Source organism: Umezawaea endophytica (genome assembly GCF_025061645.1).
Lineage (GTDB): Bacteria > Actinomycetota > Actinomycetes > Mycobacteriales > Pseudonocardiaceae > Umezawaea > Umezawaea endophytica.
This window is the reverse complement of the sequence record NZ_JANYMP010000014.1, coordinates 251,663-264,203: the sequence shown is the minus strand read 5'-3', so window position 1 is coordinate 264,203 and position 12,541 is coordinate 251,663. Positions and strand designations below refer to the sequence as shown.

Annotated in this window: 10 protein-coding genes; 6 read left to right on the top strand and 4 right to left on the bottom strand. The window is 69.8% G+C overall.

Annotation, left to right across the window (positions count from 1 at the left end; all coding sequences use genetic code 11):
- Window positions 1-449: 449 nt before the first annotated feature.
- The 6 genes from NZH93_RS27965 to NZH93_RS27940 all read left to right on the top strand — a co-directional run bounded on the left by NZH93_RS27965 (window position 450) and on the right by NZH93_RS27940 (window position 7,112).
- Window positions 450-1,097 (top strand): EamA family transporter, encoded by a 648-nt coding sequence (locus tag NZH93_RS27965; protein WP_259626195.1) that lies wholly within the window; start codon window positions 450-452, stop codon window positions 1,095-1,097.
- A 187-nt stretch (window positions 1,098-1,284) separates the two neighbouring features.
- Complete coding sequence (locus NZH93_RS27960; RefSeq protein WP_259626208.1) at window positions 1,285-2,217, top strand: ABC transporter substrate-binding protein; 933 nt, start codon at window positions 1,285-1,287, stop codon at window positions 2,215-2,217.
- Between the two features lie 22 nt (window positions 2,218-2,239).
- Window positions 2,240-3,751: a sugar ABC transporter ATP-binding protein gene (locus NZH93_RS27955; protein WP_259626194.1), complete on the top strand. Its 1,512-nt coding sequence runs from the start codon at window positions 2,240-2,242 to the stop codon at window positions 3,749-3,751.
- Window positions 3,748-4,779, top strand: coding sequence for an ABC transporter permease (locus tag NZH93_RS27950; RefSeq protein WP_259626193.1), 1,032 nt, complete (start codon window positions 3,748-3,750; stop codon window positions 4,777-4,779). Before NZH93_RS27955 ends, NZH93_RS27950 begins: the two co-directional genes overlap by 4 nt.
- On the top strand, window positions 4,776-5,753 hold the full coding sequence (gene yjfF, locus NZH93_RS27945; protein ID WP_259626192.1) for a galactofuranose ABC transporter, permease protein YjfF: 978 nt from the start codon (window positions 4,776-4,778) through the stop codon (window positions 5,751-5,753). Before NZH93_RS27950 ends, yjfF begins: the two co-directional genes overlap by 4 nt.
- 30 nt (window positions 5,754-5,783) lie before the next feature.
- A complete protein-coding gene (locus NZH93_RS27940; RefSeq protein WP_259626191.1) occupies window positions 5,784-7,112 on the top strand; it encodes a jacalin-like lectin in 1,329 nt (442 codons plus the stop codon).
- A 9-nt stretch (window positions 7,113-7,121) separates the two neighbouring features.
- Here the strand turns inward: NZH93_RS27940 and NZH93_RS27935 are convergent, their stop codons facing one another.
- From NZH93_RS27935 to NZH93_RS27920, 4 genes are all read right to left on the bottom strand, one after another.
- The gene (locus tag NZH93_RS27935) at window positions 7,122-8,447 is read right to left on the bottom strand and encodes a glycoside hydrolase family 43 protein (RefSeq protein ID WP_259626190.1); all 1,326 of its coding nucleotides are present in this window, start codon (window positions 8,445-8,447) and stop codon (window positions 7,122-7,124) included.
- 5 nt (window positions 8,448-8,452) lie between these two features.
- On the bottom strand, window positions 8,453-9,898 hold the full coding sequence (locus NZH93_RS27930) for a family 43 glycosylhydrolase (RefSeq protein ID WP_259626189.1): 1,446 nt from the start codon (window positions 9,896-9,898) through the stop codon (window positions 8,453-8,455).
- A 152-nt stretch (window positions 9,899-10,050) separates the two neighbouring features.
- Window positions 10,051-11,175 (bottom strand): hypothetical protein, encoded by a 1,125-nt coding sequence (locus NZH93_RS27925; protein ID WP_259626188.1) that lies wholly within the window; start codon window positions 11,173-11,175, stop codon window positions 10,051-10,053.
- 309 nt (window positions 11,176-11,484) lie between these two features.
- On the bottom strand, window positions 11,485-12,435 hold the full coding sequence (locus NZH93_RS27920) for a pectate lyase family protein (protein ID WP_259626187.1): 951 nt from the start codon (window positions 12,433-12,435) through the stop codon (window positions 11,485-11,487).
- Window positions 12,436-12,541 lie beyond the last annotated feature (106 nt).

The following is a 12,541-nucleotide window of genomic DNA, read 5'->3' as shown; positions in this document are numbered from 1 at the left end:
GCGGTGGTCGGGCGTGGGGCTTGCTCCGGTGGTCGCAGCCGGTGGAGGTTGGGCGTGGGTCCTGTCCCTGGTCGTCGCGTCCAGCAGACGTCTCGCAGAAGCCCTCCCTCAAAGCGTCAGCTCTTCTTACCAGTATCGCCCAGAAACGTTCGCTGGACGAACCGTTTGCCGTGCCGCACGGTCATGGGGTGCAAACACTCCCGGCTCCCACGGTTTCCCTCGCCCACTCTGGTCCCGCTGTGGCGATGATGATCGGTTCGTGTGCGTCGCTCCAGGTCGGAGCTGTGCTGGCCGCGCGGCTGTTTCCCACGGCCGGTGCGATGGGGGCGACGTTGTTGCGGCTTGCGTTGGCTGCTGTGGTGCTGCTGGTGATCACTCGGCCGCGGTTGCGTGGGTGGAGTGGGGTGCGGTGGCGGGGGGCGGTGTTGTTCGGGTTTTGTCTGGCCTGCATGAACGGGTTCTTCTACGCGGCCATCGAGCGGGTTCCGCTGGGTGTGGCGGTGACCGTCGAGTTCCTGGGGCCGTTGACCATGGCGGCCCTGTTGTCCCGGCGGGTGGGGGATCTGGCGTGGATTCTGCTGGCGGCCGGGGGTGTGGCGGTGTTGGGGTGGCCGGGGGAGGGGGCTGGGCTTGATCCGGTTGGGATCGTGTTCGCGTTGGTGGCGGGGGTGTTCTGGGCGTTGTACGTGTTGACGGGTGCCAAGGCGGCGGCTGAGCCCGGTCAAGGTGGGTTGGCCGTCGCTATGGGGGTGGCCGCGGTGGCGGTGCTTCCGCTCGGGGCCCACGGGGCGGGGCAGGTGGTGGGCGAGCCGCGGTTGGTGGTGGTCGCGGTTGGTGCGGCGGTGCTCGCGTCGGTCGTGCCGTACACGCTCCAGGTGTCCGCGTTGCGCAGGCTGTCCGCGCCCGTCTTCGGCGTCCTGCTCAGCCTGGAGCCCGCCGTGGCGACGCTCGCGGGCTGGCTGCTGCTGTCCCAGGACGTCGGTCCGGTCGCCGTCGCGGCCATCGCCGTGGTCGTCCTCGCGAGCGTCGGTTCGACCGTCTTCGCTGCTCCGCGCCGTGTCGAGCCTGTGGCGGATCGTTATCGCCCTGAGGCTTGACCCCTACTGTGTTATCGCTAACACTTGCTCCCACTCGTCACGCCGAGGTGGCGGCTGAGTGAGGCGTTCTCCTCACCAGTCCCATCCGCGGCTGCTTGGCTGAAGATGTTAGCGCTAACAAGTGATCAATGGCGATCGAGGAGTGAGCGTGTTCGGAAAGAAGTGGGCCGCGTTGGCGGCCGGTGTCATGGGCGTGACGCTGCTGACCGGATGCGGCGGCGCGGCGGACAGCGCGGGGGGTGGGGCGATCACGCTCGGCTTCTCGCAGGTGGGTGCGGAGAGCGGGTGGCGGACCGCGAACACCAAGTCCATCCAGGAGTCGGCGAAGTCCGCCGGGATCGAGCTGAAGTTCTCCGACGCGCAGCAGAAGCAGGAGAACCAGATCACCGCGATCAGGTCGTTCATCCAGCAGAAGGTGAAGGTCATCGCGTTCTCGCCGGTGGTCGAGTCCGGGTGGGACACCGTGCTGAAGGAGGCCAAGACCGCGGGCATCCCGGTGATCCTCACCGACCGCTCGGTGGACTCCTCGGACAAGACGCTCTACAAGACGTTCCTCGGCTCCGACTTCGTGGCCGAGGGCAAGAAGGCCGGGGAGTGGCTCGTCAAGGAGTCCGCCGCGGCGACCGGTGACGTGAACGTGGTCGAACTCCAGGGCAGCACGGGGTCCGCGCCCGCGAACGACCGCAAGAAGGGCTTCGCCGACGCCATCGGGAGCACGTCGAAGATCAAGGTCGTCGCCTCGCAGACCGGCGAGTTCACCCGCGCCAAGGGCAAGGAGGTCATGGAGGCCTTCCTCAAGTCGCAGAGCAAGATCGACGTCCTCTACGCGCACAACGACGACATGGCCCTCGGTGCCATCGAAGCCATCGAGGCCGCGGGCAAGAAGCCGGGCACGGACATCAAGATCGTGTCGGTCGACGCGGTCAAGGACGGCATGCAGGCACTCGCCGACGGCAAGATCAACTACATCGTCGAGTGCAACCCGCTGCTCGGACCGCAACTCATGGACCTGGTGAAGAAGGTCTCCGCGGGCGAGGAGGTCCCCGCGCGCATCGAGACGCAGGAGACCGAGTTCGACCAGGCGAAGGCCAAGGCCGCCCTGCCGCAGCGCCAGTACTGATCCGAGTCGAGGACGGCCAGAGATGACTGACCCCCGAGCGATCCTGGAGATGACCGGCATCCGGAAGGAGTTCCCCGGCGTCGTCGCACTCGACGGCGTGGACTTCCGGATGTTCCCCGGCGAGGTGCACGCCCTGATGGGCGAGAACGGCGCCGGGAAGTCCACGCTCATCAAGACGTTGACCGGTGTGCACGGGATCGACGCGGGCACGATCGTGCTGGGCGGCGAGCCGGTGGCGTTCGGCGAGCCGTCGCAGGCGCAGCACGCGGGCGTCAGCACGGTCTACCAGGAGGTGAACCTGCTGCCGAACCTCTCGGTGGCGGAGAACATCTTCATCGGCCGCGAGCCGCGCCGCTTCGGCCGGATCGACTGGTCCGCCATGAGGCGTCGGGCGGAGGTCCTGCTGGCGGGGCTGGACCTCCACCTCGACGTCTCGGCCGACCTGGGCACGCAGTCGATCGCCGTGCGGCAGATGGTGGCCATCGCCCGCGCCCTCGACGTGTCCGCGCGGGTGCTGGTGCTCGACGAGCCGACGTCCAGCCTGGACGCCGGTGAGGTCGAGCGGCTGCTCAAGGTCGTGCGGACGCTGCGCGACGAGGGGATGGCCGTCCTGTTCGTGTCGCACTTCATCGACCAGGTGTTCGCGGTCGCCGACCGGATGACCGTGCTGCGCAACGGGAAGCTGGTCGGCGAGTACCGCATCGAGGACATCACCCCGGTGGACCTGGTGACGAAGATGATCGGCAAGGAGCTCGAGGCGCTGGAGGACATCGAGGAGGCCACCCACCGCCACTCCGGCGGCGAGGTGTTCCTCCGGACCGAGGGGCTGTCCAGGAAGGGCGCCATCGCGCCGTTCTCGCTGGAGATCCGGTCGGGTGAGGTGGTCGGGCTGGCCGGGCTGCTCGGGTCCGGGCGCACCGAGTTGGCGCGGCTGCTGTTCGGCGCGGACCACGCCGACGGCGGGACGCTGCGGATCGACGGCGACCCGGTGGCCATGCGGACCCCGCGCAGCGGCATGGCCCACCGGATCGCCTACTGCTCGGAGGACCGCAAGACCGAGGGGCTGGTCGGGGAGCTGACCGTGCGCGAGAACATCGTGCTGGCGCTCCAGGCGGCGCGCGGCTGGACCCGCCCGCTGTCCCGGCGCAGGCAGGACGAGCTGGCCGCCCGGTACATCGACGCGCTGGACATCCGGCCCGCCGCGCCGGAGGCGCTGGTCCAGGACCTCAGCGGCGGCAACCAGCAGAAGGTGCTGCTGGCCCGGTGGCTCATCACCGAGCCGCGGCTGCTGATCCTGGACGAGCCGACCCGCGGCATCGACATCGGCGCCAAGACGGAGATCCAGCGGCTCGTCGCCAAGCTGTCCGACGACGGCGTGGCGGTGCTGTTCATCTCCGCCGAGCTGGAGGAGGTGCTCCGGTTGAGCCACCGGGTCGTGGTGCTGCGGGACCGGGAGGTGGTGGCGCAGAAGGACAACGAGTCGCTCACCCCCGACGAGATCATGGCGGTCATCGCCGAGGGGAGCGGGACGTGACCAAGCACCGGCTGTTCTGGCCCGTCAGCGCGCTGCTGGCGCTGCTGCTGGTCGACCTGATCGCGAAGCCGTCGTTCTTCAAGGTCGAGGTGCGGGACGGGCACCTGTACGGGAGCCTGATCGACATCCTGCGGCTCGGTGCCCCGCTGATCCTGGTGGGCATCGGCATGACGCTGGTGGTCGCCACCCGCGGCATCGACCTGTCCGTCGGGTCCGTTGTCGCCATCAGCGGGGCGCTGGCGTGCCTGCACCTGAGCGGCCTGCCGGACCAGGACGCCGTCGGGGGGACGGTGGTCGCCGTCGGCATGGCGCTGGGCCTGTGCCTGGCGCTGGGGGCGTGGAACGGGTTCCTGGTGTCGGTGCTGGGGATCCAGCCGATCATCGCGACGCTGATCCTGATGGTCGCCGGGCGGGGGATCGCGCAGCTCATCACGGACGGGCAGATCATCACGATCACGTCGGGGCCGTTCCGGGCGCTGGGCAGCGGGTACCTGTTCCTGGTGCCGGTGTCGATCCTGATCGCGCTGGCCGTGTTCGGCCTGAGCTCGCTGCTGGTGCGGAAGTCCGCGCTGGGGCTGCTGCTGGAGGCGGTCGGCGGGAACCCGGAGGCGGGGAGGCTGTCCGGCCTGAGGTCGGGGCGGCTGACCTGGCTGGTGTACGTGTTCGGTGGTCTGTGCGCGGGCATCGCCGGGTTGATGATCGCCGCCAACACCCCCGGCGCCGACGCCAACCACGCGGGGCTGTGGATCGAGCTGGACGCGATCCTCGCCCTGACCATCGGCGGGACGAAGCTGACCGGCGGCCGCTTCTCCCTCGGGGGCACGGTGATCGGTGCCCTGCTGATCCAGACGCTCACCACGACCGTGTACACCCTCGGCATCCCCGACACGGCGACGCTGCTGGTCAAGGCGTTGGTCGTGCTGCTCGTGTGCCTGGTGCAGTCACCCGCGTTCCGGGACAGGGTGCGCCGCCGTCGACGCCCGGTGCCCGCCACCGAGTCCGCTCGCGCCGTGGAGGTTTCCGCATGACCGCGCTCGCCCGTGTGACCGCGTACCGGCCGCAGCAGCGGCACCTGCCGATGCTGGCGACGCTGGCGCTGCTCGTGGGCGCCTACGCCTACGGGGCCTCGCAGTACACCGCCTTCGGGTCCGGCCAGGTCGTGTTCAACCTGTTCATCAACTACTCGTGGCTGCTGGTCGTCGCCGTCGGGATGACGTTCGTCATCCTCACCGGGGGCATCGACCTGTCGGTCGGCTCGGTCGTGGCGCTGTCCACCGTGCTGTCGGCGGAACTGCTGGGGGAACAGGGGTGGCCCGCCGCGGCGGTGGTAGTGGCGGTGCTGGCCGTGGGCCTGCTGCTGGGCACGGGGATGGGCGCGCTGATCCACTACTTCGAGATCCAGCCGTTCATCGCCACCCTGGTCGGCCTGTTCTTCGCCAGGGGGCTGTGCCTGACGATCAGCACCGAGGCCCCGTCGATCGACGACGGCTTCTTCACGGTGATCGCCCAGACGCAGATCCCGCTGCCGGGTGACTCCCACGTGTCGATCAGCGTCCTGATCGCGCTGGCCGTCGTCGCCGTCGCGGGCTACCTGCTGCACCACACGCGGTTCGGCCGGACCGTGTACGCGGTCGGCGGGAGCGAGCAGTCGGCCGTGCTGATGGGGTTGAAGGTGGCCCGGACCAAGGTGTCCGTGTACGCGCTGAGCGGGTTCTGCTCGGCGCTCGGCGGTCTGCTGCTGGTGTTCTACAAGCTCTCCGGCGACCCGCTGAGCGCCATCGGCACCGAGTTGGACGCCATCGCGGCCGTGGTGATCGGCGGGACGATCCTGTCCGGCGGCTCCGGCTACGTGCTCGGCACCGTGCTGGGCGTGCTGGTGCTGGGGATGATCCAGACGCTGATCGACTTCGACGGCACCCTCAGCTCGTGGTGGACGAAGATCGTCATCGGCGGTCTGTTGTTCGCGTTCATCGTCCTCCAGCGCCTGATCGCGCGTCGCTGACCGCTCGAGTCGAACCAGGAGGTCGAGGCCGTGCGCCCGTCGGGAAAGCTCAGGGGGATCGGTGTTCCGCTCCTCGTCGCGGTCGCGGTGTCGGTGCTGCAACCGGGGCCCTCCGCTGTCGCCGCGCCACCGGTGTCAGGCCAATTCTCGCTGCTGACCTACAACGTCGCGGGCCTGCCGGAAGGGCTGTCGTCCGGGCACCCGGCGGTCAACACCCCGCTGATCAGCCCCCGGCTGGCCGGGTACGACGTGGTCAACGTGCAGGAGGACTTCAACTACCACGCCGCCCTGTACGCGGGTGACCGGCACCCGCACCGCACGGCGACCAGCGGGGGAGCGGGGTTCGGCGACGGGCTCAACACGCTGTCGAACTTCCCGGTGAGCGACTTCGCGCGGCACAGGTGGGACACGTGCAACGGCACGGACTGCCTGACCCCCAAGGGGTTCACGTCCGCGCGGGTCCACCTCGCCGAAGGCGTGGCCGTCGACCTCTACAACGCCCACCCGAACGCGGGCACCACACCGGCCGACCTCGCCGCGCGGCGGTCGAACATCGCCCAGCTCTCCCGGTTCGTCGCGGCGAACTCGGCGGGCAACGCGGTCGTCGTCGCCGGTGACACCAACACCCGCTACACCCGCGCCGAGGACAACATCCGCGACCTGGTGCGGGACAACGGGCTCACCGACGCGTGGGTGGGCCTCGTCCGCGACGGCGTCCCGCCCGCGGCGGGCGATCCGGCGCTGGTGTGCGACCCGGCCGCCGTCACGGACGCGTGCGAGGTCGTCGACAAGGTCTTCTACCGCGGCAACGCGCTGGTCCAGTTCGACGCGGTCCGCTACCACAACGACAACGCGGCGTTCCTCGACGCGCAGGGCGCCCCGCTGTCCGACCACTACCCGCACACCGTCGACCTCCGGTGGCGGCTCGCGGACGGGCTCCGGGTGAGCGACGAGTTCGGCGGGCCGCACGGCACCCCGTTCACCGACCTGCCCGTCGTGGCGGGCGGGGCCGACCCCTCCACGGTGGTCCTGCGCGGCGGCAGCAGGCTCGACGCCGTCGGCCTCGGTTACGCCGACGGCCGGTCGACCCGCCACGGCGGGACCGGCGGCACCGAGTCGGCGGTGCGCCTCGCCGACGGGGAACGGCTGGTCAGCGCCACGATCACCCGCGGCAAGCACCAGAACCGCACGCGGGTCTTCTCGGTCCGGCTGGTCACCGACCGCGGCACGGTCGTCAGCGCCGGTGCGCCGACGGGTGACGCGGTGACGTACACCGCGCCACCCGGCTGGCGGATCGTCGGGTTCGCCGGTCGATCGGGGGACGAGGTCGACCGGCTCGGGGTCGTGTTCGCCCCCTGAGCCGCGGGCTCAGGCCAGCGGCGTCGCCAGGACGAACGTGGCGTCGGCCTTCGTCGTGCCGGTGGACTGGTACGGGTCGACCCGGATCGCGTAGTCCTGGTGGCGCAGGTAGCGGCCGGGGTAGTTGAACGACTCGAACGACGCGCCCGAGCCGGTCAGGCCGGGTCTGGCGCAGAACGTGGCGTCACCGCGAAAGGCCGCCGTGCCGTCGTTCGCGTCGAGCCGGACCCGGAAGTCCCAGTGCCGCAGGAACCTCCCGGTCTGGTTGACCGACTCGAACGAGTAGCACGCCGCGTTCGCCAGGCCCGCGCGGACGGTGAACGTGGCGTCCTGCCGGGTGGCGAGCGGGCTGGAGGCGCCGACCTGGTCCAGGTAGCCGAGGAGGTCCCGGTGCCGGACGTGGCGGTCGGGGAAGTTGGTCGAGCGCAGGGAGGTCGTCGCACCGACGGTGGGAGCGGGCGCGGACCCGGCGGGTTCGCGCAGCACGGTCAGGTGCCGGACGAACCCGGACAGGCCGCCGGGCAGGTCGGCCTTCGGCGTCCACGTGGCGAACCCGTCGTGGCTGTCGGTGAAGTAGTAGTGGCCCGTGGTGTAGGCGTCGAAGTAGAGCCGCCAGCCGCCGTTGTCCAGCCGCACCAGCGCCGGGCCCTCCAGCGAGGACCCCCAGCCCGCCCAGTTCCCGGTGCGCCGGAAGGTGTACGGGCCGGTGAGGCTGCTCGCGGTGGCGTACTCGATGTACTTGGTCGTCTCGTTCTTCACCATCGCGTGGTAGGTCGAGCCGATCTTCACCACGAACGTGTCGATGTAGTTCGGCCCGAGCCCGGACAGCGGGACGGGCGTGCTCCACGACGTCAGCGCCGAGTCCAGCGCGCGCAGTTCGTGCGGGCGGAACGACGCGCCGCCGTCGGTGGACAGCGACACCACGACGTGGACGCTCCCGTCGGCGTCGGTGAACCACTCCGGGGCCCACGTCCGGGTCAGGTTCGCCACCGGCAGGGTGACGTTGCGCAGGAACGTCCAGTTCACCAGGTCGTCGCTGCGGGCGAGGCCGATCGTGGTGCCGGTCCAGCCGGTCGTGTACACGAGGTAGTACCGGCCGTCGGTGTGCCGCATGACGCTGGGATCGCGGATCAGGCCGCTCGGCGGCGTGTACGCCGGTCCTTTGGCCAGCTCGAAGTTGGCCGCGTCCGACGAGCGGTACACGTACATGTTGGACTCGCTGCTGTTGGTGAACGCGGTCATCGTGTACCGCGAGGCCTCCGTGGCCAGCGGCGCGACCGGTTGCGCCACAGCGGGTACGGCGCCCAGCAGCACGAGCGCGAGTGCCGCCGCCACGGCCCTCACTGGAGGGTCCAGGTGGCGTCGGCGCGGCCCACGGCGTCGGACACCGGTTGCAGCAGCACGTCCACCCCGGTGTGCCGGACGTACCGGCCGGGGAAGTTGACTGACTCGAACGACACCGCGGACCCGTTCGCCAGCCCGGCCCGCTGCTGGAAGCTCGCGTCACCGCGGAACGTGGCCGTGCCGTCGTTCTTCTCGACGTGCAGCACGTAGTTCTTGTGCCGCAGGTAGTAGCCGGGGAAGTTCGTCGACTCCAGCGACACCGAGCCACCGCCGTTCAGGCCGGTGACGATCCGGAACTGCGAGTCGGCGAGCGTCGTCACGTTCGCCTCGACGCGGGCCTTGAACTCCCAGTGCCGCACGTACCGGTCGGGGTAGTTGTAGGACTGGAGCCGCACGGGGGTGGGGCCGTCGGCGACCGGGATGCCGAAGTTCGGCGTGCCGTCGGCGTTCCAGTACAGCTTCTGCACGCGGGTGCGGCGGTTCGGGTCGTACAGCGGGTCGCCGACGATGTCCCGGTAGGACCGGTCGTGGTAGACCAGGATGTCGTTCTGGCCGTCCTCCGACGTGGTGAACGAGTTGTGCCCCGGCCCGTACTGGCTGGTGGCCGCGTTGGAGGTGAACACCGGGTCGGGGCTCTTCACCCACGACGCCGGGTCGAGCGGGTTGGCCGAGGCCGACGCGGTGAGCAGGCCCAGGCAGTAGTTCGCGTCGGTGGCGCTGGCGGAGAAGGTGAGGAACAGGCGGCCGTTCCGCTGGAGGACGGCGGGGCCCTCGTTCACCTTGAAGCCGCGGGTCTCCCAGTCCCTCGTGGGCACGGCGATCCGCACCGGTGTGCCGGTGATGGCCTTGGGGTTGGCCATCCTGGCGATGTACAGGTTCGAGTTGGTCGCGATGCCCGGCTCCGATTGGGCCCAGACCAGGTAGCGCGTGCCGTTCGCCTCGAACGTGGTGGCGTCCAGCGCGAAGGTGTCCCACGCGGTGGTGATGCGCGTCGGGGCGGACCAGGTGCCGGTCAGCGGGTTCGCGGAGGACGACTCCATGACGTACATGCGGATGCGGAACGGTTCGTCGGCCCGGCCCGCGGCGAAGTAGGCGTACCACTTGCCGCCGATGAAGTGCAGCTCCGGCGCCCAGACGTTGGCGCTCAGGTCGCCGCTGGTGTTCTTGCGCCAGATCACCGCCTCCGGCGCGCTCGCGAGCCCCTGGATCGTGGTCGCCCGGCGCAGGACGACCCGGTCGTACTCCGGGACGGACGCGGTGAAGTAGTAGTAGCCGTCGGTGTGCCGCGAGATGTGCGCGTCGGCCCGCTGGTCGATCAGCGGGTTGGTGTGGCGCGCCGGTGACGCGGTGGCGACGGGCGTGGTGGGCGACAGGGCCAGCGCGAGGACGGCGAGCGCGGCGGCCAGCCTTCGTCGGATCGGCCTTCGTGGTGTGGGGAGCAAGGTGCCCCTTCCCGAGGAGTCCGCAGGGCGACCACGTCAGTGTTAGCGTTAACATGTTCGCCGTCAATACGTCATATCGCCGTATCGTGGACACCCGGTGGAGACCGATCGGTCGGGACCCGCGTGCTCCGCGGGTCCCGACCTCCTCTTTCCTACCTCAGCGCGCAGGGCGCGAATCGTTCAAGACCCTCGGGCTTCGCGGCGAGTCGGCCGATCGCGGTTTCGATGCGGTTCAGCGCGGCGACCCGCTTGTCCTCCAGCGGTCCGAGGATCGCGTTGTCGACGAAGTTCGCGCCACCCTGTCCGGCCGTGTCGACGAGTCGCTTGTTGGCCTCGGCGATCTGGTTGTCCAGGTTCGCCAGCTCCCTCGTCACCTCGGCCTGGGCACCCGCGGGAACGGCGGGGATGGCGTCGACCGGGCTCGGGCAGGCGATGGCGCCGCCACCCGCGGCCGGGGCGCTGGACGTCGCGGGGGAGCCGGAGGACGGCGGCGTGACCTGACCCGCGCCACCCAGCTCGCAGCGGGCGAACTCCTCCAGGCCCTCGGGCTTGGCGGCCAAGCGGCCGATCGCGGTCTCGATGCGGTTGAGGGCTGCGACGCGCTTGTCCTCCAGCGGTCCGAGGATCGCGTTCTCGACGAAGTTCGCGCCGCCCTGTCCGACGGTGTCGACCAGGCGCTTGTTCGCTTCGGCGAGCTGGGTGTCGAGGTTGGCCAGTTCGCGGGTGACCTCGGCCTGGGCGCCCGCCGGGACCGCCGGGATGGCGTCGACGGGGCTCGGGCACACGATGACCTGGGCTCCACCGGGCTCGGCGGCCCCGCTCGTGGTCGTCACCTGCGGCTCGGGAGCGGCCTGGCCGGGCGCGCCCAGCTCGCAGCGGGCGAACCGCTCCAGGCCCTCGGGCTTGGCTGCCTGGCGACCGATCGCCGTTTCGATGCGGTTGAGGGCTGCGACGCGCTTGTCCTCCAGCGGTCCGAGGATGGCGTTCTCGACGAAGTTCGCGCCGCCCTGTCCGACGGTGTCGACCAAGCGCTTGTTGGCCTCGGCGAGCTGGGTGTCCAGGTTGGCCAGTTCCCTCGTGACCTCCGCCTGCGCGCTCGCCGGAACGGCGGGGATCGCGGCGACGGGACTCGGGCAGGCGATGACCTGTGCGGACCCCCCGGCCTTGCTGCCGGTGGCCAGCGCGGCGGCGGCGAGTGCGGTGGTGAGCGCGGCGATTCCGACGAGACCGATCAGTGCGATGCGGCGTTTCTTGTGCTCGGGCAAGACGTGGGACATCGGAACACCTCACAGGATCGGTGGCTCCCGCGCCGAAAGTATCGGGATGGGCGCGGAACGTTCTCGGTTCGTCCGGGAGTACGGACCGAAAAAGACACCGGTTCACCGTTGTGGAAATGTGTCCGACCAAAACCGCGTTTCGTGCTGTCGAATGGGAGTCGAATGCCGTCGAACGCGTGCCGGGATTCGTCGATGAGCCCAGCTCAAGGCACGTGCGCGCCCTGCTGGCACCGGACATTGTGAACGTGCTACAACTGAGGACGGGTGTGGGGACCGCCGCCGCGCAGTGGGCCCCACACCCTCCTTCGATCAGATCTTCCCGGTGCCCGCGCCGCTCGTGACGCTCGACTTGACGCCGCTCGCGGCGTCCAGCGTGTACGAGTACGGGATGGACTTCACGCTGCCACCCGCGTCACCCGAACCGGAGTTGACGAAGTGGTTGTTCCTCGCGACCAGGTTCGCGGCGGGCGAGCTGCCCTCACCGCGGTGGAACGGGTCGTCGGTGTTCTCGAAGAAGTTGCCCTCGACCAGGACACCGGCGTCCTTCGTGGAGGCCACGCCGTAGGACGTCACGCCACCGTAGTAGTTGTTGTAGACGTGCACGGGGTTGCCGAAGCGCACCCGCGGGTGCCGCTGGTTGGTGCCGTTGAACCAGTTGTGGTGGTAGGTCACGCGCAGCTTGCCCGTGTCCTCGGACGCGTTGTCGTCGCTGTGGCCCAGCAGCATCGTCTTGTCGTGGCTGGAGAACTTGTTCCACGACACCGTGACGTAGTCCGAGGCGCGCTTGATGTCCAGAGCGCCGTCGTACCCGTTGGAGAAGGCGTTGTGGTCCAGCCACACGCGCGTCGAGTACTGCACGTTGATCGCGTCGTCGTTCCAGTTCCGGAAGTTCACGTTGCGGACGATGACGTTCGACGCGTTGGCGATGTTCAGGCCGCTGCCGGTGATCGTGGCGCCGGAACCGACACCGATGATCGTCTTGTTGGACGCCACCTTCGTCATGGACGACAGCGTGATCGTGCCGGAGACGCGGATGACAGCGGGGCTCGTCGACTTGGCCGCGTTCGTGAACGCCGTCGCGTCGCTCACGGTGACCGGCGAAGCGCTGCCGCCGCCGGTCGTGCCGCCGCCCTGGGTCGCCCAGCCCGCTAGATCGAACGGTGCGGCGTTCGCGGGCAGGGCCGCGGTCGCCGTGCCCACGAGGACGGCCGCGGTCAGCAGCGCCGCGCGCCACGGCTTCCTGGTGATGTTGGAGAACATTCGGGTACCTCTCCTGGAGTGTCGCAGCCGTCTTCCTTGACGGCCGGTACCGCGTTGGGACAAGTGCTGGCGGCAGTTGTCGGCGGTCCAGTTCGGGTAGTTCTTC

Excerpts from the sequence above, each read along its gene's own strand:
- NZH93_RS27965 (WP_259626195.1), top strand. The coding sequence starts at position 450 with ATGAACGGGTTCTTCTACGCGGCCATCGAGCGGGTTCCGCTGGGTGTG.
- NZH93_RS27960 (WP_259626208.1), top strand. The coding sequence starts at position 1,285 with ATGGGCGTGACGCTGCTGACCGGATGCGGCGGCGCGGCGGACAGCGCG.
- NZH93_RS27955 (WP_259626194.1), top strand. The coding sequence starts at position 2,240 with ATGACTGACCCCCGAGCGATCCTGGAGATGACCGGCATCCGGAAGGAG.
- yjfF (WP_259626192.1), top strand. The coding sequence starts at position 4,776 with ATGACCGCGCTCGCCCGTGTGACCGCGTACCGGCCGCAGCAGCGGCAC.
- NZH93_RS27925 (WP_259626188.1), bottom strand. The coding sequence starts at position 11,175 with ATGTCCCACGTCTTGCCCGAGCACAAGAAACGCCGCATCGCACTGATC.
- NZH93_RS27920 (WP_259626187.1), bottom strand. The coding sequence starts at position 12,435 with ATGTTCTCCAACATCACCAGGAAGCCGTGGCGCGCGGCGCTGCTGACC.